The organism is Litoreibacter ponti (assembly GCF_003054285.1).
Taxonomy (GTDB): Bacteria; Pseudomonadota; Alphaproteobacteria; order Rhodobacterales; family Rhodobacteraceae; genus Litoreibacter; species Litoreibacter ponti.
In genome coordinates, this window is the sequence record NZ_QBKS01000001.1 from 1992723 (window position 1) to 2019005 (window position 26283).

The window sequence follows — 26283 nt, forward strand, 5'->3', positions numbered from 1 at the left end:
TCGCGTTGTATCGCCCGAAACCGGATGTTAGCCTTTTGGCATGGCAGAACAGAACAGATTTTTTGATGAGATGGGGGCTGTCGATGGCCCACGTGGCCCCTACAGCAGTTATGACGGATGGTTCTCCGCACAGGACAAGAAGCGCCTGTCGAAGAAGTCGCAAGAGGCAGAGGCCTTCTTTCGCCGCACCGGCATCACCTTCAACGTCTACGGGCAGGCCGACGCCGAAGAGCGGCTGATCCCCTTTGATCTGGTGCCGCGCATCCTGTCGGCGCACGAATGGCTGAAGCTCTCGAAAGGCATCGACCAACGCGTCCGGGCGATCAATGCCTTCCTGCATGACATCTATAACCGGCAGGAAATCCTGCGCGCGGGCGTCGTCCCGAAATCGCTGATCGCCAACAATGACGCGTTCCTGCCGCAGATGATCGGCTTCTCACCGCCGGGCAATGTCTACACCCACATCATCGGCACGGATATCGTGCGCACCGGCCCGGATGATTTCTTCGTGCTGGAGGACAACGCCCGCACGCCGTCGGGCGTCAGCTACATGCTCGAGAACCGCGAGACGATGCTGCAGATGTTCCCGGAGCTGTTCTCGAAGATCAAAGTGCAGCGGGTCAGCGACTACCCCAAGAACCTGCGCCGCTCGCTGGAGGCGTGCGCGCCGCAAGGATGCAGCGGCAAGCCCTGCGTGGCAGTGCTGACACCGGGCATTCACAACTCGGCCTATTACGAACACAGCTTCCTCGCCGACCAGATGGGCGTCGAACTGGTCGAAGGCCACGACCTGCGCGTAGTCGATGGCCATATCGCGATGCGCACGACACGCGGCTACAAGGTGATCGACGTGCTCTACCGCCGGGTTGATGACGACTATCTGGACCCGCTGACCTTCAACCCCGACAGCATGCTTGGCGTGCCGGGGATCATGGATGTCTACCGCGCGGGCAACATCACCATTACGAACGCGCCGGGCACCGGCGTCTCGGACGACAAGGCTATCTACAGCTACATGCCGGAGATCGTGGAGTTCTATACCGGCGAGCCCGCAATTCTTAAGAACGTCGAGACCTATCGCTGCTCGGAGCCCGACAGCCTGCAATATGTGCTCGACAACCTGTCTGAGTTGGTCGTCAAGGAGGTCCACGGCTCCGGCGGCTACGGCATGCTGGTCGGCCCCGCCGCGTCGAAGAAAGAGATCGAGGCCTTCGCCGAGAAGCTGCGCGCACGCCCCGCCAACTACATCGCCCAGCCGACGCTGGCGCTGTCGACTGTGCCGATTTTCACCAAGAAGGGGCTGGCTCCGCGCCACGTGGACCTGCGGCCCTTTGCACTAATGTCGCCCGACGGGGTCAACATCACCCCGGGCGGGCTGACACGCGTGGCCCTGAAAGAGGGCAGCCTGGTGGTCAATTCCAGCCAGGGCGGCGGCACCAAAGACACTTGGGTTCTGGAGGACTGATATGCTTGGCAAGACTGCAGGCGGCCTCTTCTGGATGTTCCGCTATCTTGAGCGGGCCGAGAACACAGCGCGGCTGTGCGAGGCCGGGTTTCGCATCGCGCTGACCCGGTCGAACAATGCCGAAAGCGAATGGCGCTCGGTCATTGCGACCTCGGCGGTGCAGCCCGCCTATGACGCGCGGCATGGCGACTACAGCGCGGCGAATGTCATCGACTTCCTGCTGCGTGACAGTGCCAATTCGTCCTCTGTTCTGTCGGTGATGAAATCGGCGCGCGACAATGCGCGGCTGGTCCGCACCGCGCTGACCACCGAAGTGTGGTCGGCGGTGAACGAGACGTGGATGGTGCTGAACGACCTGCTGAAAGAGCCTGTGGCGGAGACAGAACTGCCAACTGTGTTGGCGTCGATCCGGCAGCAATCGGCGCTGGTGCGCGGCGCGCTGCACGGTACGATGTTGCGCAACGACATGTACGACTTCGCCCGGCTTGGCACCTTCATCGAGCGCATGGACAGCACGGCGCGCATCCTCGACGTCAAATACTACGCGTTGCTCCCGGCGGCGTCCTTTGTGGGCAGCCGGCTGGACAATGTGCAGTGGGAGACGCTGCTGCGCTCGGTCTCGGCTCACCGGTCCTACCGCTGGGCCATGGATGGGGATTACACCGCCTCGGGCATCGCGGAGTTCCTGATCCTCGACCGGCGCATGCCGCGCTCGCTGTCGTTTTGCGCGGCTCAAATCGTAGACAATCTGGGCTTTCTTGCCGACGATTACGGCGCGCGTCTGCCGTCTCACGATATGTCGGAGACCTTGCGCGCCCGTTTGAAAGACCGCGACATCGACGCAATTTTCGAGGAGGGGCTGCACGAGTTCCTTGGCTCGATCATCGACGACACCGCCGCGCTGGCGGGACAGATCGAACAGGATTACAGGTTCATCAACTGATGCTTCTCAAGATCAATCACACAACGCGATACAGCTACGATCAGCCGGTGGATTACGCGCTGCAAAAGGTGCGCCTGCGCCCGCAGGCGAATGCGCTGCAAACCCCGAAGGCATGGGAGATCGAGGTCACCGGCGGCAAGATCGAGACGGGCTATACCGACCATTACGGCAATCTGGTCGACCTCGTCAGCCTGACGCCCGGCGGACAAGAGCTGGCGATCACCGCCGTGGGCGAGGTCGAGACGCACGACCTGTCCGGCATGCTTGGCCCTGTCTATGGTCGCGCGCCGCTGTGGCACTTCCTGCAAGCCACCGCGCAGACCCAGCCCGGGCCGCGCATCAAGACGCTGGCCAAGATCGTCGAGGGCGATCTGCTGAGCGCGCTGCACGCACTGTCGAAATCCATCCTTGATGCGGCGCCTTACACATTGGGCGAGACCCATTCCCACACTACCGCCGAAGAGGCCCTAGCGGGCCAAACCGGGGTCTGCCAGGATCACGCGCAAATCTTCGTGGCCGCCGCCCGGGCAGCGGGCGTGCCCGCGCGCTATGTCAGCGGCTACCTGATGATGACCGACCGGGTGGATCAAGATGCAAGCCACGCCTGGGCCGAGGCGCATATTGACGGGCTGGGATGGGTCGGCTTCGATGTCTCCAACGGCATCTCGCCAGACGAGAAATACGTCCGCCTTGCCATTGGGCGCGATGCCCGTGACGCCGCGCCGATCGAAGGGTTACGTATCGGCAGCGCAGGCGAAGAGATGATTGTATCCCTGCAGGTGCAGCAATAGATATAGCCGCGTAACCGGTTTTGGATCCAACACAATGACCTACTGCATCGGCATGCGGCTTGACCGCGGCCTCGTCTTTATGGCCGACACCCGCACCAGCGCGGGCGTGGACAATTTCGCGACCTCCAAGAAGATGTTCACCTGGGAAATACCCGGCGAGCGCGCGATCACCATCATGACGGCGGGCAATCTGGCCACGACGCAGAGCATGATCAGCCTGCTGGAGGAACGCTCCAAGGCCGTTGATGACCGTGACCCCAGCATTTTGAAGGCCACGACCATGTTCCAGGTGGCCCGCCTTGTGGGCGCTACCCTGAAAGAGGTCATCGCGGACAGCTCGCCCAACGGGCAAAGCGCGGGCGAGCAGTTCTCCGCCTCGGTCATTGTCGGCGGTCAAATTGCCGACGGGCAGCCGACGATCTTCATGGTCTACCCCGAAGGCAATTTCATCGAGATCACCGCCGACACGCCGTTCTTCCAGATCGGCGAGACCAAGTATGGCAAGCCCATCATCGTGCGCGCCTATGACGCCGATATGAGCTTCGAGGATGCGGTGAAACTGCTGCTCGTCTCGTTCGACTCGACTGTGAAGTCGAACCTGTCCGTGGGGCTACCGTTCGATTTGCATCTCTACGAGGCCGACAGCTTCTCTACCGCGCGCCAGCTGCGGATCGAGGCAGACGACCCGACCTACGCCGCGATCTCTTCGGGTTGGGGCGATGCGTTGAAAGACGCATTCCGACAGCTGCCGAGCTATCCACTTTAGAAATCTGAGGCATTGCCAGACTGCGGGCTGGCGATGCCCTCGCGCTCAATGCTGCCTTTGGCAGGTCACCTGTAGCTCGCGGCTGCGAAACACGGGCGTCTTCTTCGCCGGGTCGGGTGCGCGGGTGAGACGTAGGGCAACGGCCACTGCGCCAATGCTGAACAGCGCCGTCCCCAGCGCCTGACCGATCAGAATGCCCGGCGCGCCATAGAGAGCGGAGCCCGCCATAACGAAGGGCAAGGTCCCCAGCGTGTAGGTGCCCCAATTGACCAGCGTCGAATAGACCGGGCGGCCAAGGTTGTTGAACGCCGCGTTTGAGACGTAGATCGCGCCGTTGAACATGTAGGTCAGCGCAAGCGGGCCGCAGAAGAGAAGCACGAGATCGCGCGCGAGGCCGGTGGCGCCGAACGCGTCGGCGAGCAGGCCACGGGCGAGGAACAGGATCAGCGCCGCGCCCAGCACATAGAGGGCCACGAATTTCAGCGCGTCGAGATAGGCGTCATGGACGCGGTCAAGCAGTTTGGCCCCGAAATTCTGCCCGATGATCGGCCCGATGGCCCCGGACAGCGCGAAGATCACCGAAAACGTCACCGGCATCAGCCGTCCGATGATCGCCATGCCCGCCACCGCATCCGTACCGTGCTGCGCCATCTGGCGCAGGACGATGGCGGAGCCCACGGGCGTTGCGACATTGGCCAGCACCGCAGGCGCGGCGAGGCCCGCGACGGCGCGCGTGTCCTGCAGGACCCGCGAGACGCTGGGCCACGCGAAGCCGTCATGGACTCGGATCGCGGGGGAGATCGCATAGTAGAAAACCACAATCCGCGCGATGACGGAGGCAATCGCCGCACCCTGAAGCCCCAGACCGAGCGCGAAGATGAAGATCGGGTCGAGCACGGCGTTGGCGATGCCGCCAAACAGCGTCGCATACATCGACCGCTTCGCGTCGCCATAGGCCCGCAGGACCGCCATGGCGGTCATTGCGACGCCAAGAAATACCGAAGTGGGCAGCAGGATGAACAGGTAGCTGCGCGCCATCGGCAGCGTCTCTCCTGACGCGCCCAGAAGCGACAGGCAGGCGTCAAGGTTCCACAGGATCAGCCCCGGGATGATCAGTCCGACAAGCCCTGCATAGACCGCGACGCTGGTCGCGCGCTCGCGCGCCTCCTCCGCCCGGCCCGCACCGATGGCTTGCGCCACCAAGGTACCGGCGGCGATCGACAACCCGATGCTGACCGCGTTGGTGAAAAACATGATCGTGCCCGCGTAACCCACAGCGGCCGCCAGCGCCGCATTGCCCAGCATGGAGATGAAGATCATGTCGACCAGATCGACCGCGAAGATCGCCATCAGGCCGATGCTTGCGGTGAAGGACATGCGCGTGACATGGCCCATCAGGTTGCCGGTCGTGAAGACGGCCTTTGGCGCGGTCGCGAGGCTCATTCCGCAACTATGGCCGAGCCCCGCGCCCCTGTCTTGCACAAAGCACGCGGGTTAGGCGGCGGCTGGTTCGGCCCCTTCCTCCTGCTCGCGCGCCTCGTCGCGCCTGAACAGCACGTAGTAGAAGGTCGGCGCGGCGATCAGGGTCAGGATTGTTGCGAAGGCCAGACCGCCCATGATGGTGACGGCCATTGACTTGAAGAACGCGTCGCCCAGAAGCGGGATCATTCCCATGATCGTCGTGGCGGCGGCCAGCATGACCGGGCGCAGGCGCGAGGTGGAGGCCTCTACAATCGCCTCAAACAGCGCGCGGCCTTCGCGGCGGACGATGTCGATTTCCTCGACCAGAACGATGCCATTCTTGATCAACATGCCCGAAAGGCTGAGCAGGCCAAGCAGCGCGGTAAAGCTGAAAGGAAAGCCGGTAATGAGCAGCCCGATCACCACGCCGTTGACCGACATCGGCACCAAAAGCCAGATGATCAGCGGCTGGCGCAGGGACATGAACAGCAGGATCGAGATGATGAGCATGATCAGGAAACTTAGCGGCAGCTGCTGGCCAAGGCTCGCCTGCGCCTCGCCGGAGCTTTCAAACTCACCGCCCCATTCCAACTGATAGCCGATCGGAACTTCGATGGCTTCGATGGCCTTGACGATGCCCGCGCGCGCGTCAGCGGCGGTTATATCCGAAGGGATGTTGCCCGCCACGGTGATCGTAGACAGCCTGTCGCGCCGGTGGATCACCGTGTTCTCGACCTCGTAGCTGTACCCGTCGATCACCTGCTCAAGCGGGATGAAGGTCCCGCTGCCCTCCGAGAAGATCACTTGATCGGACAGCGTCAGATCCGCCTCCCGGGGTGCGCGCACGATGATCGGGATTTGCCGGTCGCCCTCGCGGTACACCCCGCCCGAGATACCATCCGTGGCGAACAGGGTGGCCGTCGCTACATCCTCGCGGTTGATACCTGCGGTCTGGGCCCGGTCCACGGCGTAGATCGGCCGCAGCGCGATCTGCGGCTCGTACCAGTTGGTGCGGGCATGCAGGATCGTGTCGGAGGTCTCGTTGATCGTGTCGATCACCCGCTCACTGATCTCGCGCAGCACATCCGGGTCAGAACCCGACACGCGCACCTCTATCGGATCGCCCCCACCGGGGCCGAAGACCAGCCGCCGGGTGCGCAGCAATCCCGCTGGCAACGCCTGCACTGCGAAATCCTCCAACGCGGCGGCAAGCGGCGGGATTTGTTCGAGCGTCTCGGTGCGGATCAGCATGTGGCCGTAGCTTGGATCGGGCTCCTCGGCCGCATAGGTCAGGATGAAGCGCGCCGCGCCCTGCCCTACGAAGGTAGAGACCGACACGACGTCGTCCCGCCCGGCCAGCCAGTCTTCCACCTGTGTCAGATCCTCGGACGTCGTCTCGATCTGCGTGCCCTGCGGCAGCTTATAGTGCACCAGAAAGATCGGCGTATTGCTGTCGGGGAAGAACTGCTGCTTGACCTGCCCGAAGCCCCAGAAACAGGCGGCCGTGATGCCCACGAGCATCGGGATCACCAGCCAGCGGGCCTTCAGCGCCCCGCGCAGCGTCGCGCCGTAGGCACGGAACAGGGGGCCACCGTAGGCATCCTCTTCGCCGCCCATGCCCTGCTTGAAAAAGTAGTGGCTGAAGAGCGGCGTCACCGTCAACGCCAGAACCCAGGACAGCAGCAACGAGATGCCGATGACCGCGAAGAGCGAGAACAGGAACTCGCCCGTGGCATCCGGACTCAGCCCGATGCCCGCGAAGGCCATGATGCCGATGACGGTCGCACCCAGCAGCGGGATCTGGGTCTTGCCTGCGGCCTCGTCCGCTGCTTCCCGCGAGGACTTGCCGCGCTGCATCGCGATCTGCATGCCCTCGGCCACAACCAGCGCGTTGTCGACGAGCATGCCCATAGCGATAATCAGGGCGCCGAGCGAAATGCGCTCCATCTCGATGCCGAAGATATACATGAACAACATCGTGCCCGAGACCGTCAGAAGCAGCGTCGAGCCCACCACGATGGCCGCCCGCCAGCCCATGGCGATGGCAAGCACGGCGACCACAATGCCCACGGACATCGCCAAGTTGACCAAAAATCCGTTCGAGGCCTCGTCCACCACCACATGCTGCTGGTAGATCGGGTTCAACTCGACGCCCACCGGGATTTCCGTGTCCAGCTCCGCCAGCTTGGCGTCCACACGGTTGCCGACATCGACGATGTTCTCGCTCGAGAGCCCGGCGATGCCGAGCGTGAACGCCTCGACCCCGTTATAGCGCATGATCAGGGAAGGATCCGTGTTGCGTCCGCGGTAGACCTCCGCGACATCGACAAGGTTGATCACCTCGCCCTGAAAGCCCACGCTCAGCCCCTCGATCTCGCTCACCGTGTCATTGCCTTCGGGGCGTTGCAGGCGGGTGTCCCCGATACTGCCCGCCGCGGCGACGGAATTGGCATTGGCAATGGCGTTCACGATGGTGCCCGGCGCGATGTTCTGGTTGACCGTCAGGGCGAGGTCCGGCTCCACATAGATGACCTCTGGTGGCAGGGCCGAGACCTGCACATCGGACACGCCCTCGACCGTGAGCAACTCGCGCCGCAGAAAGGTGGCCAGTTCGTGCTTTTCGGCATCAGTGAACCCTTCGGCGGTGATGGCGTAGTAGATGCCGAACACGTCCCCGAAGCTGTCATTGACCAGCGGCTCGCCCACGCCCGTGGGCAAGCCCCGGGCGGCATCGCGCACCTTGGCGCGCAAATCCGTCCATACGGCGGGCAGTTCGTCGCCACCGTAGCTGTCCTTGATTTCAATCTCGATGCGCGAGAAGCCGGGGTAGTTGATCGACGTCACCCGCTTCAGCTCGCCCATCTTCTGGATCGCGGATTCCAGCGGCTCGGATACCTCTTCGGCGACCTCGGCCGCCGTGGCACCGGGGTACTCTGTGATGATGATGGCCTGCTTGATGGTGAAGGCCGGGTCCTCGAGCCGCCCGAGCGAGAAGAACCCCCAAATACCGCCAAACAGGCAGATCAGAATGATCATCCAGGACAGAACCTGCTTTTCGATGGCGAGCCGTGCGATGTTCATGGTGTGGGCCTACCCGTCAAAGCCGGTGAAGCGGCGCACCTTCTCGCCGTCTTTCAACGACTTGGCGCCCATCACGACGATCTCATCACCCGCCGACAACCCTGACCGCACGCGGATCTCGCCGGTGGCCAGCGGTTCGACCAGCACCTCGACCGCGCGCACGGTGCCAATGTCACCCTCACCCTGCTCAAAGACCATCGCGCGAAGGCTGTCACCGTCTCCCGGAACCAGTGCTGAAGCCGGGACGCGCAGGCCGGACCGGTCGTCATTGAACTCAGCCGTCACAGTGACCGAGGCACCGGGAAGGATCGGCAGGTTCTCCGGCGGCTCCATCCCGAAGGTGATCTGGAACGACTGCCCCACGGCAGAGGCCTGCGCTTTGAACTCACGGACCTCCAGCGGGAACACCTCGTCGCTGGCAGGGAAGCGGGCCGTCACCGTCACATCCGGGTCGGCGCCCGCGCGCTGGAACAGCACCTCCGGCACATCAATCTCGATACGCAGCTCGGACATGTCATGCAGTCGGACCACCGGTGTACCCGCGCTGATGGTCGTGAAATTTTCGACCATACGCTCAGCCACCAAGGCGTCGAAGGGCGCGTAGAGCGTGGCGTGGCCCAGATCGTTCTCGGCGTTGCTGACGGAAACACCGGCAAGCCCGGCCTGCGTGCGCGAATCCTCAACAGTCACTTCGCTGACGGCCGCACCGCTAAGCTGTTCGTACCGCGCCACGGCCCGATCCGCCTGCCCTTTTTGCAACCGCGCCTGCTCCAATGTCAGCTCAAACGGTACGAGGTCCAGCTGCGCGACCATCTCGCCCTTGGGTGTCACTTCGCCCTCAATCACGGGGAGCTTCAGGATTTGCCCGGGCACCTGAAAGGCCAGATCCACAGTCTGGCGCGCAACCACCGTGCCGAAAAACTGCCGGGTGATACCGCCACCGCGATCCGAAAGCTCAAGCAGCTTGACGGGTTTCACGGTCTCCTTTTGTTGGGCCGTGGCGAGGGCAGGCCACATCAGAACAGACAGGACGGTCAAAAGGGTCAAGAAACGCGGCATCATAGGCTCCCTTGGCAGCCGAGGGGACGGGGATTGATAAAGACATGAAGCATGGTCCGTTTTTGTCCACGGTCCAGTCGGTCATTTTTCCAAATTGCCACGATTTGTGTCGCGTGCAGGCGCAGAAACTCTGCGCCCGCGCACAAAGTCACCGATCCAGCGTCACCCATGCGGCGTTGCGTGCGGACGAGCGCACGCAGGCGTCGACGAACTGCACCCCGCGCAGACCATCGGTAATCGTGGGGTAGGTCACCGCCGGATCAGGCTTTGATCCGTCGCGATGTGCCTCGATCGCGTCAGCGGCTTCCGAGTAGATATTGGCGAAACCTTCCAGATAGCCCTCGGGATGGCCCGGCGGCACGCGGCTCATCCGGGCCGCGGCATCGCCCGCGCCCGCGCCACCCCGGGTGATCAGGCGCTTCGGCTCGCCAAACGGCGTATACCACAGGTAATTCGGGTCTTCCTGCGCCCATTCGAGCCCCCCGGTTTCGCCATAGACGCGGATGCGCAAGGCGTTCTCGTTGCCCGGCGCGACCTGGCTGCACCAGAGCATCCCCTTGGCCCCGCCCCTAAAGCGCAGCATGACGTGGCCGTTGTCATCGACCTGCCGCCCCGGCACAAAAGCCTCCAGATCAGCGGCGAGGCTTTCGACCTCCAACCCCGTGATGAAGCAGGCCAGATTATGCGCGTGGGTGCCGATATCACCGGTGGAGCCGCCCGCGCCCGAGCGCGCCGGGTCCGTGCGCCATTCGGCCTGTTTGAAGTCCTGCTCGATGGTCAGCCAGTCTTGCGGATACTCCACTTGCACCACACGGATTTTGCCAATCGCGCCGCTTGCGACCATCTCGCGGGCTTGGCGGACCATCGGGTAGCCGGTGTAGTTGTGGGTCAGCACGAACAGCGCATCGGAGCTTTCCGCCGCCTTCACCAGCTTCTTCGCATCCGCCAAAGTCGAGGTCAGCGGCTTGTCGCAGATCACGTGGATGCCGCGTTTCAGGAACTCCCGGGCGGCGGCGTAATGGACATGATTGGGCGTCACGATGGAGACCGCCTCGATCCCGTTTTTCAGCCGCGCCTCGCGGATCGCCATCTCCTTGAAGTCGCTATAGATGCGCGGCATGCCCAACGCCTCCCCCGACGCCTTCGCTTTCTCGGGGGTCGAGGATAGAGCGCCCGCGACCAGCTCGTAGCGGTCGTCGATGCGTGATGCGATGCGGTGCACGCCGCCGATAAACGCGTCATTGCCGCCGCCCACCATGCCAAGTCTGATCCGTGCCATCAGTCGATCCCCAGCATCTTGCGGTTGGCCGCCTCGTCAGTGCCGCCATCGGCGAAGTCATCGAAGGCGCGCTCGGTCACGCGGATGATGTGGTCGGAGACGAACTGCGCCCCTTCCCGCGCGCCGTCCTCCGGGTGCTTGAGGCAGCATTCCCATTCCACCACGGCCCAGCCGTCGAAATCATTGGCCGCCATCTTCGAGAAAACCGCGCCGAAATCGACCTGCCCGTCGCCAAGCGAGCGGAAGCGCCCGGCCCGATCGACCCAACTCTGGTAGCCGGAATAGACGCCTTGCCGCCCGGTTGGATTGAACTCGGCATCCTTGACGTGGAACATCTTGATGCGGTCTTTGTAGATGTCGATGTTGTCTAGGTAGTCGAGGCATTGCAGCACGTAATGCGACGGATCGTAGAGCATGTTGCAGCGCGCATGGTTGTCGACGCGCTCCAGAAACATCTCGAAGGTCACGCCGTCATGCAGATCCTCGCCCGGGTGGATTTCGTAGCAAATGTTGACGTCATTCTCTTCGGCATGATCCAAGATGGGCCGCCACCGCTTGGCCAGCTCGTCAAACGCCGTCTCGATCAGACCCGCCGGGCGCTGCGGCCAAGGGTAGACGTAGGGCCACGCCAGCGCGCCGGAGAAGGAGACGTGGTTCTTGATGCCCATATTGGCGGAGGCGCTGATCGCCTTCATCACCTGATCGACCGCCCACTCCTGCCGGGCCTTCGGGTTGCCGTGCACGGACGGGTCCGCGAAGCCGTCGAAGGCCGCGTCATAGGCAGGGTGCACGGCCACAAGCTGGCCTTGCAGGTGGGTCGACAGCTCGGTCACTTCGACGCCGTTGGCCGCCGCCTGGCCCTTGAATTCGTCGCAATAATCTTTGCTTTCGGCCGCCTTGGCGAGATCGAAGAGCCGCCCGTCCCAACTGGGCACCTGCACGCCTTTGTAGCCGCAATCGGCGGCCCATTTCGTAATCGCGTCCCAGGAATTGAACGGGGCGTCGTCGCCTGCGAATTGCGCCAGAAACAGCGCCGGACCCTTGATGGTTTTCATGATCTCTCTCCTCCCAAATCGTGTCTGTGCTATTCCGGCTCGGGCCGGGGCGGCAGGTTCTCGCGGATCAAGACCTCGATCCGGATGTGTTCCTGGCTTGCCAGCACCGGCGCGTTGTCGCATTTCGCCCGCATCACCCGCAGCGCCGAGCGCGCCAGATGGCCGGAGTTCTGGTTGATCACGGCGTCGAGCACCCCGGCCTCCAGCAGGTCGCGAGAATTGTCCGTCAGCTCGTGGTCGATGCACAGGATGCGCTGCTTGGCGTTAAATGTCGTGAGCGCCGCCGCGACGCCGCGCACGCTGGCACCGGCGGAGTAGACCGCCACCACGTCGCTGTTTTCACGCAGGCAGCGCAGGGTCAGCTCTTCGGCGGTTTCCGGGTCGTCATAGGCCTCAATACTGGGCAGCGGGGTCAGGTTGGGAAATTCCGCGCGCATGACCGCGTCGAACCCGAGGCGGCGTTCGATCATGTCGCGCGCCTGCATCGAGGTCACGACGACCGCGACCTTGCCACGCCGCTCGCCCGCGAAACGGCCCAAGAGCGTGCCCGCCGTGCGCCCGGCAGAGACGTTGTCGAAGCCCACGAAGTGATCCCGCTCGGAATTGGGCTGGTCGGCCACCAGCGAGACGACGGCAACGCCGTGTTTCTTCATCCGCGCAATCGTGTCGCGCGCGATGGGCGTCTCGTTGGACATGATCGCGAGCCCGTCAATCTCCGCCGGATCAAGCGCTTGCAGCTCTTTGACCAGCTTGGAATTGTCGCGGTTGGAGATCAGAATGGTGCGGGCCGCGACGCGCTCATAAGCGGCATTTTCGACCGCCTCGGCGATGGATTTGCGCAAGCCCGTCAGGAACTGACCTTGCCCGTCGGGCAGCACGAAGACGAAGCGGTATGTGCGCTGCCGGGCCAGATTGGCCGCCGTCAGATCGCGGACATATCCAAGCTTTTCGATTGCGCCGTTGACCCGCTCTACCGTCTTGGCGCGCACCCCCTCTCGTTTGTTGAGAACCCGGTCCACGGTCGCAAGGCTGACACGCGCTTCGCGGGCCACGTCATGCGCGGTGGGTTTGGGTTTCGAGAGGTGGTGTTTGCTCATCCGCTATTCCCTGACGTTGGCGAGCTGCTCGAACAGCCGGGCGACGGCCTCGGCGCCGGGGTCGTTATGACCGATCAGGTTCTCCTCGGGAACATAGGACGAGCGGCCCGCCTTGGCCTTGCCCATCTTCGCGGTGCCATCGGCCCCATCGCGGGCGGCCTGAGCCGCGGCAGTCAGCCCTTGTGGAAGGGCGGTCAAGGCTGGCTCGAGCGCGTCTATCATGGTGCGGTCGCCCTTCTCGGCCCCGCCGACCTCGCTGATCCGCCGCAAGCCCGCCAGCAAGGCCGAGGCCAGCGGTTTACCATTAGCCGACGCGTCGCCCACGGCCCCGAAGAAGATCGACAGGATGATGCCGGACGAGCCGCCCATCGTCTGGCTCAGCTCGTTACTCAGCGCGCGGTAGAATTGCGTCAGGTCCGCCAGCGGCATCCGGTCGAGCGCGTCTTTCAATGCCTGCGCGGCGGTTTTGAGCGTGCTGCCCGTGTCGCCGTCGCCGGACTTGGCGTCGAGCTGGTTCAGATCGGCCTCGGAGCTGATGAGCAGATTGCAGACCTCTTCGATTACTGCGCGCACTTCGGGGTTCTCGGACGGGATCGGCTGGATCGGGCTGAGACCATCGGGCAGCGGGATCACGGGCGGCTCGACCAGTGTGTGCATGCCGGGCCAGGCGGCGGGGCCGACGGGGGCCTGCAAATGGGCGAGGTTGCTGTCATCAACCGGAAGGATCGAGACCGAGAAGCCGTGCATATCCAGCGCGGTCATCAGCGGCGCGGGGCCGATGATGTGCTTGATCCTGCTTGCTTTATCGGAGGTCGCCAGCTCATGAGCGAGCACGCTCATCTCCAGCGGCGTGGTCGCGCCGAGATTGTTGAGCAGTGCGACGTACGCGCCGCCGGTCATGCTGGGCGCGAGCTTGTCCAGCACCATGTCCATCGCGGTTTTGGCATCCGAGAAGGCCACCTGTTCGACGCCCGCTTCGCCATGGATACCAAGGCCCAGCTCGGCCATGCCTGGTGCGATGCGCGCTTCCTTCGACGAGCCGGGCACGGTGCAGGTGTCGAGCGATTTGCCGATGGAGGCCATGCCTTCGATGGCTTGGATCGCGGCGTCGCTGACGGCGGTCAGGTCACCCCCCGCTTCGGCAATCGCGCCCGCGATCTTGTGCACGAACAAGGTTCCCGCGACACCGCGGGCCTGCGGTAGATCCGGCAGTGCGATGTCGTCATCGACGACGACCATGGAGACTTTCAGGCCAAAGGCCCGCGCGCGCTCTGCGGCAAGGCCGAAATTCAATCGGTCGCCAGTGTAGTTCTTCACGATCAGCAGACAGCCCGCCGGGCCGGTCACCGCCAGAATACCCGCCAGCACCGCGTCGACGGACGGCGAGGCGAAGACCTCGCCACAGACCGCCGCGGTCAACATGCCTGCGCCGACGAAGCCTGCGTGGGCGGGCTCGTGGCCCGAGCCGCCGCCCGAGATCAGCGCGACCTTGGATTTGTCCCAGTCACTGCGGCAAACCACCTTGATATGCGGGTAGCCGTCGAGCCGGGTCAGCGCACCGCCGGAGCTTTCGAGGAGCCCGTCTATCGCGTCGGTGACCAGCGTGTCTTTGGCATTGATAAATTGGTTCATCTCTTGGGTCTCCTTCAGCGAATGCGGTTGCCCGCGGCGTCAAAGTAAAGCGGGTTGCGCGGCGCGATCTTGATATGCGCGCCGGGGGCGTAATCCGTGGCCGGGTCGGCGATGGTGGTGATGGCGTGGCTGCCGAGCTTCAGATGCAGGCGGTTCTGATCGCCCAGGTGTTCGACACGCTGCACTTCGGCCTCCAGCCCGTCGCCCTGCTGGATATGTTCCGGACGCATTCCGATATTGATGGCCCCCGAAGGCGCGCCGCCGCCGAACAGATCAGCGGGCAGGATGTTGATGCGCGGCTGGCCGAGCCGGCTCGCCACATAAAGCGAATTGGGGTTCTCGTAGATCTCGCGCGGGGTGCCGAACTGCACCAGCCGCCCATGATCCAGCACGCCCACATGGGAGGCCATCGTCATCGCCTCGATCTGGTCGTGGGTCACGTAAAGCAGCGTCGCGCCAAGGCTCGCATGGATGCGCTTCAGCTCGACCCGCAGGTCGGTGCGCAGCTTGGCGTCGAGCGAGCTGAGCGGCTCGTCCATCAGGTAGATCGCAGGCTCGCGCACCAGCGCGCGCCCGATGGAGACCCGCTGCATCTCGCCGCCCGACAAGGCCGTCGCCTTGTTGTCGAGCTTGTGGCTGATCTGCAGCACCTCGGCCACCTCGTTCACCTTGCGGTCAATCTCGGGCTTGGGCGTCTTCAGGATCGGGGATTTCAGCGGAAATTCGAGATTTTCGCGCACCGACAGGTGCGGGTAGAGCGAGTACTGCTGGAACACCATCGCCACATCACGCTGCGCGGGCGTCTCGCCCGCCACGTTGCGCCCGCCGATCCAGACCTCGCCCTTGTCGGCGGTCTCCAGCCCCGAGATCAGACGCAGGGTCGTCGTCTTGCCCGCGCCCGTGGGGCCTAGCAGTACGACGAAAGAGCCATCGGGGATCGTCATCGTCATATCTTCGACGCCCACATCGCTGCCAAACATCTTGGTCAGGTTTTTCAGGATCACCTCAGCCATGGGCCAGCACCCCTTCGTTAAGCTCCGAGATCAGGGCCTGGCCATTGGCCTCGTCAAAGAGCGTGACTTTGGGGGCCTCGAAACTCAGGCCGACCTTTTCGCCGACATTGGCCGTCAGGCTGCTATCGATGCGCGCTTTCAGCTCGCCATTGGGCGTGTCGAGCGTGATGATCTGGGTCGTGCCGAGGTATTCGGCCGCCATCACCTCGCCCCGGTAGTCGCCGCTGTCGGACAGGGTCACATGTTCGGGCCGGACGCCGAAAACCAGATTGCCGGACGCCCCTTGCCGCTGGGCGGGGACGCCAAGTTTTTGGCCGTTCAGCTCCACATGCTGCGCGCCGCCGGCCACCGCCCCTTCGAACCGCAGGAAGTTCATCGAAGGGGAGCCGATGAAGTCGGCCACGAACATCGTGGCGGGCTTGTCGTAGATTTCCTGCGGCGTGCCGAACTGTTCGACCACAGCGTTGTTCATCACGACGATCTTGTCGCCCATCTGCATCGCCTCGAGCTGGTCATGGGTCACGTAGACGGTCGTGGCCCCCATCCGGTCGTGAAGCGCGCGCAGCTCTTCGGCCATGTGTTCGCGAAATTCCGCATCCAAGGCACCCAGCGGCTCGTCCATCATGAACGCCTTGGGGTCGCGCACGATGGCGCGGCCAAGGGCCACGCGCTGGCGGTCGCCGCCAGACAGCCCACCAACGGGGCGGCTCAGAATATCGGTGATCCCAAGAATGCCCGCGACCTCTTCCACCTTCGCCTTGACCTGCGCGCGGGGCATGCCCTGGCTGACCAGCGGGTAGCTGAGGTTCTTGCGCACATTCATATGCGGATAGAGCGCGAACATCTGGAACACGAAGGCAATGTCGCGCTGCGAGGGCGGGCGCTGGCTGATCTCTTCACCATCAAGGTAAATCTCGCCCGCGGTCGGCAGCTCCAGCCCCGCGATCATCCGCAAGGTGGTGGTCTTGCCGCAGCCGGACGGGCCCAGCAGCATGAAGAACTCGCCATCCTCGATCGTGAAGGAGCTTTCCTTTACGGCGACGAAATCGCCGAACTCCTTGCGGATGTTATTGATCTTGATCTGCGCCATTACATGAACTGCCCTATGCGTAAGAGATTGCCGTCCGGGTCCAACAGATGCAGCTCGCGCATCTCCCAGCTCTTGTCTTCGGCGGGTTTGAATCGGGGGAACCCCTCAGCCGGGATGCCGAGCGTCTCGATATGCGCGCTCAGGGTGTCGACATCATCGGTGCGGATGTAGATCGCACACTGGCTTGTCGCAGGATCGTTCTCGGGGTTGTGGGCGAAATGCACCTCGACCGTGTCCATCACCATGATCAGATAGCCACTGCCCGTCCAACGCCCCGTCTCCTTGAACCCCAGCTTGGTGTAGAATTCGGCCGTCACGTCCAGATCGCGGACCGGCAGGATGCCACAGGTCGAGATCAGCATCACTCACCCTCCGGAAAATGGCTGACGATGATGAACATCACCGTGCCAACCAGCGTGACGATGAAGGAATAGGTGAAGGCCCAAATCACGAAGGGCTGCATCAGCATGAAGACACCTAGGCCGATCAGGATGGTCGCAACCATCTCCCAGGGGCCGCGTCTGAGGCGCAGCAGGCCGTTAAAGAACTCGCTCATTTGCGCACCGCTCCGAAAGTGATCCCGCGCAGCAGGTGCTTGCGCAACAGGATGGTGAAGATCATGACCGGCAGCAGGAAGATCGTGGCCCCTGCCGCGACCGCGGGCCAATCCAGACCGCCAACGCCGATGATGGTCGGGATGAAGGGCGGTGCCGTTTGCGCCGTACCAGAGGTCAGCAGCACCGCGAAGGCGTATTCGTTCCATGCAAAGATCAGGCAGAAGATCGCGGTCGATGCGATGCCGGTCGCCGCCTGCGGCAGCACCACTTTGTAGAAGGCCTGGAACCGCGTGTAGCCATCGATCAGCGCTGCCTCTTCATACTCGCGCGGGATCTCGTCGATGAAGCCTTTCAAGAGCCATACCGCCAGCGAGATATTGACCGCTGTGTAAAGCAGGATCATGCCCAGATGCGTGTCCGACAGGCCCAGCTGGCGGTACATCAGAAAAATCGGGATCGCCACGGCGATGGGCGGCATCATCCGCGTACTGAGGATGAAGAACAGCAGATCGTCCGCCAAGGGTATCTTGAACCGACTGAACGCATAGGCCGCGAGCGTGCCGAGGAAGATCGACAGGAAGGTCGAGCCGAAGCCGATGATGACCGAGTTCAGGAAGCGCTCGCCAAATTTCGACGGCCCGGCGATGACCATATCGTATTCGCGCACGATCTCCTCGTACCAGGTTTGCGGCGGGTTCGCGTCGAGGAACTCCTGCGTCTGCCGGGTGCGGGTCGTGAACAGGTTCACGTAGCCTTCCAGCGTCGGTTCGAACACGACTTTGGGCGGGTAGCTGATCGCATCGGCGGGGGATTTGAAGCCTGTGAGCATGATCCACGCGAGCGGCACCATGGTGACCAGCGCGTAGATGACGACCATTGTGCCTGCGAACCATTTGGAGCGCTTCGACGGCTCTGTGACGGAGAAACTGCTCATGGGACGGACCGCTCCGGTTGCAAGGGGAGGTGGGAAGGCATTTCGAAATGCCTTCCTGCGCGGCGCATGCGCCGCGCGCTAAGCCGCTTCGAAGCGGCTTTCTGGGACACCAAACCGCTCATCTTTCCTTCACTTTGTTCAACGCTTTGACGTAGATCGAGGCGAGCCCGAACACGGTGACAAAGAGGATGATCGCGTAGGCAGAGGCATAGCCCGTGCGCCACTTTTCGAACGCCTCTCGTTTGAGGTTGATCGAGGTCAGCTCGGTGGTCGATCCCGGCCCGCCGCCGGTCAGTTGCACGACGAGGTCGAACATTTTGAAGTTCTCGATCCCCCGAAACAGCACCGCCAACATCAGGAACGGCAGCACCATCGGGATGGTGATCGTGAAGAACTGCCGCAGCTTGGATGCGCGGTCGACCTCGGCCGCCTCGTAGATGTAGTCGGGGATCGAGCGCAATCCCGCCAGACAGATCAGCATCACGAAGGGCGTCCACATCCATGTGTCGACGATCACGATGGACCATGGAGCCAGATCGACCGAGCCCAGCATTTCGAAGCTCGACGGCTCCTTGCCGGTGAAAAACGCCACGATGTAGTTAAAGAGCCCGATCTGCGGCTGGTAGAGGAACTTCCAGAAGTTACCAACGACCGCGGGCGACAGCATCATCGGCAGGACGATGATCGTCGTCCACAGGTCGTTGCCCTTGAATTTCTTGTTGATCAGATAGGCCAGCGTGAATCCGATCAGCACCTGGAAGAAGATCGTCCAGAACAGGAAGTGCGCCGTGGCCTGCATGTTCAGCCAGATGTCGCTATCGGTCAGGATGCGCTCGTAATTGCGCAGGCCGACATTCTTGATCTCGCGGTTGGGGCTGTTGGCCTTGAAGTTGGTAAAACTGAGATTGATCGTCCAGATCAGCGGGAAGATGTTGATCGCAAGCAGCAGGAAGATCGTCGGCGCCACGAAGATCCAGGCGATCGCCCGGTCGCTGAGGCCTTTGATCTTGCGGGCCACCCGCACCGGTGTGGCGGCGGCAACGCGATCTGCGGGGGTGTCGGGCATGGAATGTGATCCGGGCGTAAGGGTGCAGGGGAGGCCTCCCCCGAGCTTATCGCCCGGGGGTGCCCGTCTTTTGAGAGGGGCCAGAGCGGCCCATCAGGGAGGTTAGAGTTTGCCTTCGTCCTCGAAGACTTCGGTCCAGTCCTCGACCAGCTTGTCGAGCGCTTCCTTCGCGGTGCCCTGATCGGCAACCACGTAGTCATGCATGCGCTTCTGCATGGCCAGCAGCAGCTCGGCATAGGCCGGCTCTTGCCAGAAGTCCTGGACCGAGCCCATCGCTTCGAGGAAGTCACCTGCGAACGGTGCGCTGTCCTTGAAGCCGGGGTCGTTCAGCACCGAGTTATGCGCCGAATAGCCGCCCAGCTCCCACCACTTGGCCTGAACATCGGGCTGTGCGAACCACTTGATATACTCAAGCGCCGCGTCCTGCTTGTCGGAATAGGCCACGACCGAGATGCCCTGCCCGCCCAACGTTGAGCCAGCTTGGTTCTGCGGCGGGTTCACAAAGAAGTCGATCTTGTCGCCCCCCGTGTTCGGATCAGCATAAAGGCCGGGGAAGAACGCAAACCAGTTCATCGCCATGGCGACCTGACCGGATTTGAACGCATCCAGGCTCTCGCCCATGTAGCTGTTCGTGTAGCCCGGCGGCGTCGCGGTCTCGTAGAACTCCTTGTAGAATTCCAGCGCCTCGACGGCTTCGGGCGAGTTCACAGCGCCTTCCATGTCGTAGGAGCCGGGGGTGTTTTCGTACTTGAAGCCCCAAGGATACAGCGCCGAGGTGATCCCCATCGTGATCCCTTCAGAGCCACGCTCGGTAAAGATCGATGCGCCGTAGACCGTGTTGCCATCGATCTCGCGACCTTGGAAGAACTGCGCGATTTCCAGCAACTCTTTCTGGGTTTTGGGCTCGCCTAGCTCACGGCCAGTGGCGTCCTTGAACGCGGCGCGGATATCCTCGCGCTCGAACCAGTCCTTGCGGTAGAACCAGCCGTTCGCATCGCCCATCGCGGGCAGCGCGTAGTAATTTGGCGTGCCCTTGGGCCAGGTCGAATAGGCATAAACGGTGGCGTCCGCGAAGTCCGACATGGAAATGCCTTCCGCGTCGAAGAAGTCGTTGAGCTTCACGTAATGGCCGTTCTCTGCGCCGCCACCGATCCACTGGCTGTCGCCGATCAGCAGGTCACAGAGCTTGCCGCCCGAGTTCAGCTCGTTGAGCATCCGGTCGGCGAAGTTCGGCCACGGGATAAACTCAAAGCTCATGTTATGGCCGGATTGCGCTTCGAACTCCTTGCTGAGTTCCACAAGTGCATTGGCCGGGTCCCAGGCCGCCCAGCAGAGCGTCAGGTCCTCTGCCTGCGCAGAGCTCGCCGCAGCAGCGGCAAGGCTAAAGGCACTGACGGATGCCAGTTTCAAAGTCTTCATTGGTCGTCCTCCCAGTTGTAGCCGGGCCCTTCTTTGGCGAGGACCGATTCGGCTAGGTCATGTGCCCGACGCTATTTGAGGTACGCACCTCAAGTAAACATATTTTTGAGGTGCGTACCTCATTTCGAAACGCAAGAGAGCCCAAGCCGTTGATTAAATTCGATTGTTTTGCTGTGGATAAGTCTGGCAAAGGATGGGTGGCCCAGTCCCAAACGTTCAATCGCCCCGACCCGCTCAGTGCACTGCACCGCCATGACTGGCGTTTCATATTCATCGATTTGGGTGGAGTGGCTGTGCTGCCAGTCCCGGGCTATCCAGTCTGAGCAAGTTCCCTAATTTACAGGGAATTAGCAGGGAAACTGGCGCGAAATCTCCTCCGGGGAGCGGAATTCCGGCCATCTGATCCTGATTTGTTCATCACTTTTCAGAGACTTACTCGCCATTTCCCTGTTCTTGACGAACAGGGAAATCTCAAACCGTTTCAGGGTAACTTCAGGGAAGAACAGGGAAATCTGACGAAGTAACAGGGAAATCTGACGAAGTAACAGGGAACGGCTCAGTTGAAGCCTGCATATCTCTTGAACGTATCTTCCGGCTCATTGCCGTCGTCTTCATAGCCAAATCCATCGTCGTCCAGCAAGAGCATGGTAGTCCCGTAGCCCTTTTTCTGGAACAGCGTTTGAACCCATAATGCTGCCCCGGGTGGCCCATCAAACCAGTCTTTCGGGTCGGCTTCAACGAGTGTGGTAACCGGGTCGGGTCCTCTGGCCTCTGCCACGGTGGCCGGAATCGCAGCATTCCTAACCAACGGCAGGAATGGAAAGCCCTTTGTCTTATCGAAATAGCGCAGCTTGCCATGGCGGTGAAACACCATGGCCATCATGGCATCGCTCAGATCGAGGTAGCGGCGCGCGGTTGCCTCCTTGCTAATGTCAAGTTCCCCTGCGGCTTCCCGAATATGCTCCAAGTCCGGGTCGGTCTTCAGGAACCCGTGGAACCGATCCTTCGGAGCGAGTAATTCGATGGCAAACTTGTTTGCTTCGCTTTCCTGCCGCTGGTGATCATCCGCGGCGCTCTTTGTGCGGAGGTCCTTCTTAATGCAGCGGAAACCCTTCTTATTAGAGAAGGTGTGCCGCTCCAGCAGAAAATGCCCCAACTCATGGGCGACGGTGAAACGCGCCCTGGGCATGCCGTTCCGGTTATTGGCCAGGATCACACCATCACTGCGATGTCGATCCGTCAGCAGCATGCCCTCAAATCCATCGAATTCCTCGATGCGGATATGAGAGATGTCCAAGGCCTTGGCGATTTCAGTGATAGGAACAGGACCTTCTGACGTCCCCATCCGCACATGCAGGTCTCTTGCCAGCTGACCCGGCGCGTGGATGTCAGCGACATCCACGCGCTTAAGACCAGAAAGATCAACCATCGGCCACCTTCTTAAAACGCATTGTCTCAATCATCTGTTCGACAATCGCGCGGTCTCGGTCGGACAGGTCTTCCAGGCCACGATAGATGCGCGCGATCTCGATCTGTTTCTGATCCGGCTCATCCGCCTCTCCGATCAATACCTCGACCGTTACGCCGAAGTGTTTGGCCAGCTTCCGCACGAGCTCAAATGATGGGTTCTTGCTCCGCCCCTTTTCCAGTTCCCAGACGTGCGCCTTTGAAACGCCAACTTTGTCAGCAACTTCCTGAAGGGTCTCCCCGGTCTTCGCGCGCAAGCTGAAGAGCCTCTCACCAATGTCCATGCGCACCTCCCCTGTTTGACTTGTCTGCCACGACAATACGGTCAGATTTGACAGAACGCCAGTCGTAAGATAAATCATACACAGAGGGCTGATCATATGGATTCGGCGTAGCAGCAACAAAGGGAAGCAGACATGGCTTCGAAGAACATTGAACAAATTGCAGTTCGCGATCTCAGACCTTGGGCACGTAGCGCCCGCACCCATTCCAGAAGACAAGTGCGGCAGATCGCCGACAGCATTGAGAACTTCGGTTTCACAAACCCTGTTTTGATTGACGAAGATCGGACAATCCTTGCTGGCCATGGTCGGGTGGCCGCCGCGGAATTGTTGGGGATAACGACCGTACCCTGCCTGCGGTTGGATTACATGACCGAGGCAGAGAAACGGGCTTATGTCCTGGCCGACAACAAGCTGGCTCTGAATGCAGGCTGGGATGACGATCTGCTGGCAACGGAACTGGGAGCGCTGATGTCGGAGGACCTCGACTTCGATGTTAGTGTGACAGGCTTCTCCATCCCCGAGATCGACGTGCTGATGGACACGGTCGCACCGGAGGAGCCGGACGATCCTGCGGATGACACTGTACCGGACCAGGTATCCGCGCGGGTACAGCCTGGGGATGTCTGGCAGTTGGGACAGCACCGCCTGATTTGCGGAGATGCCCGCGACCCCCAGGTGCTCGATGATCTCTTGGACGGGGAGTTGGCCCGCATGATCTTCGCGGATCCGCCGTACAATGTCCCAATCGACGGCCATGTGGGCAACTCGGGTGCCATCCAACATCGTGAGTTTGCGATGGCGTCGGGCGAGATGACCTCAGATGAGTTTACCGACTTCCTATCGGTCTCTGTGCGCAACCTCGCCGACCACAGCATGGATGGATCAATCCATTTCCTCTGCATGGACTGGCGGCACATGCCCGAGATGCTCGCAGCGGGGAAGCGGGTCTATGATGACCTGAAGAACCTGATCGTCTGGGTCAAGGACAATGGCGGAATGGGCACGTTCTACCGATCACGCCACGAGTTGATCTTTGCCTTCAAGAAAGGCGATGCACCCCACACAAACACATTCGAGCTTGGCCAGCACGGTCGTTATCGTACCAATGTCTGGCAATATCGTGGTGTGAACTCCAGGCGGGCAGGGCGCCTCGAGGAACTGTCCCTGCACCCGACGGTCAAGCCGGTGCAGATGATCGCCGATGCGATCCGGGATGTGTCAGGGCGGGGCGAGATCGTCCTCGACAGCTTTGGTGGCTCGGGCTCCACACTGATCGCGGCGGAGAAGACCGGCCGCCGGGCGCGCGTCTGCGAACTGGACCAAGTCTACTGTGATCGCATCATCGCCCGCTGGGAGACTTACGCGAAGGATGATGCCGAACAGATCATCTGCGGGTGGCCGCGCCCGGCGGCCGTACCGACGTTGGAGGCAGCAGAATGACTGGTAGAAAGAAGGATTTGGTCAATCTGCCTGCCAAGACAGACTACGCGGTAGGCTATGCCAAGCCCCCTGCCGGAAGCCAGTTTAAGCCAGGCCAATCAGGCAATCCCAAGGGGCGCCCGCGAGGTTCTAAAAACAAGGTTCCTGCCCTGAATGAAGAGCGTCTGAAAGACATCATCCTCGCAGAAGCCTATCGCGAGATCAAAGTGCGCGAAGGTGAGCGCAGTGTCTCATTGCCGATGGCACAAGCCATCGTCCGGGCGCTGGCCGTTAACGCTGCGAAAGGCCAGCACCGGGCGCAGCGCCTGTTTGCGGAGATGCTGTCGACCACGGAGCGGCAGAACAAAGCGCTCGCGGACGAATGGCTGGAAACGGCGATCGAATACAAGGTCGAATGGGAGCGCGAGTCGGAGCGCAGGGCTAGACTTGGGATCACGGACCTGGCGGAACCATTGCCGCACCCCGACCAGGTCATCATCAACCTCAATAATGACACAGCCCACGTTCAGGGGCCGATGACAAAAAAGCAAAAGGAGGTGGTTGAGCACTGGACCCAGAAACGCGCCGATTGGGCGGACGAGGTCGAGATGCTGGACGAGCAGCTTGCAAAAGACCTCAAGGACCGCACACGTCAGTTCTTCGAGGATGATAAGCAGCGATCGCTGAAACTCATCGCAATGGTCGATGATCTGCTCGATAAGATCGAATATTGAGTTTGGCAGCTATAGCGGCACATAAACTAGTCTCGCGTCGTCTGATCGCCAAGCAAACTTCTGTAGTCTTAGTGCGCTAGTTGCAGCGCAGAAGTCATTCGTGAAGCAAGGTCCGCATTAGCGGGCTTTGCTGCCGTCTGCGATCTTTCACACAGTGGCCACTGCCAGCCCAGAGGCGACATCCAGCGAGCAACCCAGATGCTGCGACCGCAGCCCGCTTTCCGGACATTCGCCGCGGCTGCAAAATCTGGGGCTGCGTGTACAGACAGTCTGCGGGACTTTGCTGCTGTTCGCTGCGGCTGCGCCGACGGCCACTTTGAGAAAATCGGCGCATCTGCTACGCTTTCGCTTTTCGATTGATCGGAGAGCGTGGTGTTGGAATTTGATGAACAGATTGAAAGTACCGAACGGTTGAGAGAACTCCTTCCAACAGAGGGGTTCACCAACACTTTTCTCAAGGTAAGTGATCGGCTGAATAATACTGCAAGGAGTTTTATCGAACTTGCGCCATTTGTTGTCGTTGCAACCAAAGCGTCCGGTGGTCTGATTGATGTTTCGCCCAAAGGTGACCCTGCCGGGTTCGTAGAGGTCTACGACGACAAGACGCTCATTATTCCAGACAGGCTCGGCAACCATCGTGTCGATGGCTTTCAAAACCTACTGGAAGACCCGAACATCGCTGTTCTGTTCGTTGTACCGGGTCACGGCGATACGCTGCGTGTCGCGGGCAAGGCTCGCATTGTTCGAGATGCCGCGATTAGCAAGCGGCATGCGATCAATGGCAAGGAACCGCTACTCGCGCTTGTTATTGAGGTCGAGGAAGCCTTCATGCACTGTTCTAAGTCATTCATCCGGTCTCGGTTGTGGCACGCTGATCATTGGCCCAAACGAAAGTCGGCCCCGACACTGGCTGAGTGGGTGATATCCACAGTTGAGCGAGATCAAACGCTTCAAGAGGTCGAGGACGATCACACGGCAGATGAAGGTGCTCGACTATACTGAGTTCCAAAAGCTGTCATTCGAGCACATTGCAGTATCCGACACTTTTGGCTCTAAACAGCCATCGGAGACATTCGGTACGGGATTGCGACGCTCTGGGAGGTCTTCAAACGGCAAGGATGCGGGACGGAGCCGACTTTGGAGAACCGTCTTTGAAAGTCTGCTTTACTGCCATCTTGACCAATTGGTAGCCTGATTGTCAGCTTCTGCATATGTTCAAATACGTTTTCGTACCTGCTGATGTCCCTGTTTCTGTTCCGAAGGGGATGATCAAGTTCAAGTGCTTAATACTCATCGAGCGCGAAGTGGGGAACGACTATCGTAACGAGGTTAGCAAAGCTCTTGTGGAGGCTGGGTGCCTGTACTCGTTGGCATGGGGAATTGATTGTTCTGAATGGGACGATAGTGTCGATTGGGCATTTCTAGAGGCTCATGACTTCGGCGACTACTCCGAGGATGAATTCGTCATGACAACTTGGCATGACGACGAAACGCTTGAAGAGGTTGTGGAGTTCGCGAAACACTGCACCGATTGTTCTGACGTGAAACTCGAAGATATCTTAGTTCTTGATTTTGCGCATCACGAACGCAGCGAGTTAATCGAAAGGCTCTACCTCGCCGCTTGAAAGCTGCCATTCAAACACATCGCAGCATTTGGGAGGTATGGGCTCG

24 protein-coding genes are annotated in these 26283 nt (G+C 61.3%); 8 read left to right on the forward strand and 16 right to left on the reverse strand.

Annotation, left to right across the window (positions count from 1 at the left end):
* Nucleotides 1-40 precede the first annotated feature (40 nt).
* Genes C8N43_RS10160 through C8N43_RS10175 form a run of 4 tightly spaced genes read left to right on the forward strand, consistent with a single transcriptional unit; the run spans nucleotide 41 to nucleotide 3965 of the window.
* Entirely contained in the window at nucleotides 41-1465 is a 1425-nt protein-coding gene (locus C8N43_RS10160; protein WP_107845486.1) for a circularly permuted type 2 ATP-grasp protein, read from the forward strand.
* Nucleotide 1466: 1 nt separating this feature from the next.
* Complete coding sequence (locus C8N43_RS10165) at nucleotides 1467-2408, forward strand: alpha-E domain-containing protein (RefSeq protein ID WP_107845487.1); 942 nt, start codon at nucleotides 1467-1469, stop codon at nucleotides 2406-2408.
* On the forward strand, nucleotides 2408-3199 hold the full coding sequence (locus C8N43_RS10170) for a transglutaminase family protein (protein WP_107845488.1): 792 nt from the start codon (nucleotides 2408-2410) through the stop codon (nucleotides 3197-3199). Before C8N43_RS10165 ends, C8N43_RS10170 begins: the two co-directional genes overlap by 1 nt.
* 34 nt (nucleotides 3200-3233) lie before the next feature.
* Complete coding sequence (locus tag C8N43_RS10175; protein ID WP_107845489.1) at nucleotides 3234-3965, forward strand: proteasome-type protease; 732 nt, start codon at nucleotides 3234-3236, stop codon at nucleotides 3963-3965.
* Nucleotides 3966-4010: 45 nt separating this feature from the next.
* Here C8N43_RS10175 and C8N43_RS10180 read toward each other — a convergent pair whose 3' ends face one another.
* From C8N43_RS10180 to C8N43_RS10255, 16 genes are all read right to left on the reverse strand, one after another.
* The gene (locus tag C8N43_RS10180; RefSeq protein WP_245912966.1) at nucleotides 4011-5408 is read right to left on the reverse strand and encodes an MATE family efflux transporter; all 1398 of its coding nucleotides are present in this window, start codon (nucleotides 5406-5408) and stop codon (nucleotides 4011-4013) included.
* A 51-nt stretch (nucleotides 5409-5459) separates the two neighbouring features.
* Nucleotides 5460-8507, reverse strand: coding sequence for an efflux RND transporter permease subunit (locus tag C8N43_RS10185; protein ID WP_107845490.1), 3048 nt, complete (start codon nucleotides 8505-8507; stop codon nucleotides 5460-5462).
* Between the two features lie 9 nt (nucleotides 8508-8516).
* The gene (locus C8N43_RS10190; RefSeq protein WP_211308578.1) at nucleotides 8517-9566 is read right to left on the reverse strand and encodes an efflux RND transporter periplasmic adaptor subunit; all 1050 of its coding nucleotides are present in this window, start codon (nucleotides 9564-9566) and stop codon (nucleotides 8517-8519) included.
* Between the two features lie 148 nt (nucleotides 9567-9714).
* A complete protein-coding gene (locus C8N43_RS10195) occupies nucleotides 9715-10845 on the reverse strand; it encodes a Gfo/Idh/MocA family protein (protein ID WP_107845492.1) in 1131 nt (376 codons plus the stop codon).
* On the reverse strand, nucleotides 10845-11900 hold the full coding sequence (locus tag C8N43_RS10200) for a sugar phosphate isomerase/epimerase family protein (RefSeq protein WP_107845493.1): 1056 nt from the start codon (nucleotides 11898-11900) through the stop codon (nucleotides 10845-10847). Before C8N43_RS10200 ends, C8N43_RS10195 begins: the two co-directional genes overlap by 1 nt.
* A gap of 29 nt (nucleotides 11901-11929) precedes the next feature.
* On the reverse strand, nucleotides 11930-12997 hold the full coding sequence (locus C8N43_RS10205) for a LacI family DNA-binding transcriptional regulator (RefSeq protein WP_107845494.1): 1068 nt from the start codon (nucleotides 12995-12997) through the stop codon (nucleotides 11930-11932).
* Nucleotides 12998-13000: 3 nt separating this feature from the next.
* Entirely contained in the window at nucleotides 13001-14629 is a 1629-nt protein-coding gene (locus C8N43_RS10210) for a dihydroxyacetone kinase subunit DhaK (protein ID WP_107845495.1), read from the reverse strand.
* Between the two features lie 14 nt (nucleotides 14630-14643).
* Complete coding sequence (locus C8N43_RS10215) at nucleotides 14644-15642, reverse strand: ABC transporter ATP-binding protein (RefSeq protein WP_107845496.1); 999 nt, start codon at nucleotides 15640-15642, stop codon at nucleotides 14644-14646.
* Nucleotides 15635-16732 carry an ABC transporter ATP-binding protein gene (locus tag C8N43_RS10220; protein WP_107845497.1) on the reverse strand — a complete coding sequence of 366 codons (1098 nt, stop codon included), beginning with the start codon at nucleotides 16730-16732 and terminating at the stop codon, nucleotides 15635-15637. The genes C8N43_RS10215 and C8N43_RS10220 overlap by 8 nt, the downstream gene beginning before the upstream one ends.
* Complete coding sequence (locus C8N43_RS10225; RefSeq protein WP_107845498.1) at nucleotides 16732-17094, reverse strand: bleomycin resistance protein; 363 nt, start codon at nucleotides 17092-17094, stop codon at nucleotides 16732-16734. Before C8N43_RS10225 ends, C8N43_RS10220 begins: the two co-directional genes overlap by 1 nt.
* Nucleotides 17094-17288 carry a hypothetical protein gene (locus C8N43_RS10230; RefSeq protein WP_107845499.1) on the reverse strand — a complete coding sequence of 65 codons (195 nt, stop codon included), beginning with the start codon at nucleotides 17286-17288 and terminating at the stop codon, nucleotides 17094-17096. The genes C8N43_RS10225 and C8N43_RS10230 overlap by 1 nt, the downstream gene beginning before the upstream one ends.
* Nucleotides 17285-18223, reverse strand: a complete 939-nt coding sequence (locus tag C8N43_RS10235; protein ID WP_107845500.1) for a carbohydrate ABC transporter permease — start codon at nucleotides 18221-18223, stop codon at nucleotides 17285-17287. Before C8N43_RS10235 ends, C8N43_RS10230 begins: the two co-directional genes overlap by 4 nt.
* Before the next feature lie 118 nt (nucleotides 18224-18341).
* Nucleotides 18342-19289 carry a carbohydrate ABC transporter permease gene (locus C8N43_RS10240; RefSeq protein WP_107845501.1) on the reverse strand — a complete coding sequence of 316 codons (948 nt, stop codon included), beginning with the start codon at nucleotides 19287-19289 and terminating at the stop codon, nucleotides 18342-18344.
* A gap of 102 nt (nucleotides 19290-19391) precedes the next feature.
* Nucleotides 19392-20708: an ABC transporter substrate-binding protein gene (locus C8N43_RS10245; RefSeq protein ID WP_107845502.1), complete on the reverse strand. Its 1317-nt coding sequence runs from the start codon at nucleotides 20706-20708 to the stop codon at nucleotides 19392-19394.
* Nucleotides 20709-21264: 556 nt separating this feature from the next.
* On the reverse strand, nucleotides 21265-22137 hold the full coding sequence (locus C8N43_RS10250; RefSeq protein WP_107845503.1) for an ImmA/IrrE family metallo-endopeptidase: 873 nt from the start codon (nucleotides 22135-22137) through the stop codon (nucleotides 21265-21267).
* Nucleotides 22130-22459: a helix-turn-helix domain-containing protein gene (locus tag C8N43_RS10255; protein ID WP_107845504.1), complete on the reverse strand. Its 330-nt coding sequence runs from the start codon at nucleotides 22457-22459 to the stop codon at nucleotides 22130-22132. Before C8N43_RS10255 ends, C8N43_RS10250 begins: the two co-directional genes overlap by 8 nt.
* 132 nt (nucleotides 22460-22591) lie before the next feature.
* Between C8N43_RS10255 and C8N43_RS10260 the strand changes: the two genes are divergently transcribed.
* From C8N43_RS10260 to C8N43_RS10275, 4 genes are all read left to right on the forward strand, one after another.
* Entirely contained in the window at nucleotides 22592-23899 is a 1308-nt protein-coding gene (locus C8N43_RS10260) for a site-specific DNA-methyltransferase (protein WP_107845505.1), read from the forward strand.
* Nucleotides 23896-24612, forward strand: a complete 717-nt coding sequence (locus C8N43_RS10265) for a DUF5681 domain-containing protein (protein ID WP_146174198.1) — start codon at nucleotides 23896-23898, stop codon at nucleotides 24610-24612. The genes C8N43_RS10260 and C8N43_RS10265 overlap by 4 nt, the downstream gene beginning before the upstream one ends.
* Before the next feature lie 375 nt (nucleotides 24613-24987).
* Nucleotides 24988-25614 (forward strand): MSMEG_1061 family FMN-dependent PPOX-type flavoprotein, encoded by a 627-nt coding sequence (locus C8N43_RS10270; RefSeq protein ID WP_158269960.1) that lies wholly within the window; start codon nucleotides 24988-24990, stop codon nucleotides 25612-25614.
* A gap of 209 nt (nucleotides 25615-25823) precedes the next feature.
* Nucleotides 25824-26237, forward strand: coding sequence for a DUF7684 family protein (locus tag C8N43_RS10275; RefSeq protein WP_146174199.1), 414 nt, complete (start codon nucleotides 25824-25826; stop codon nucleotides 26235-26237).
* Nucleotides 26238-26283: the final 46 nt, after the last annotated feature.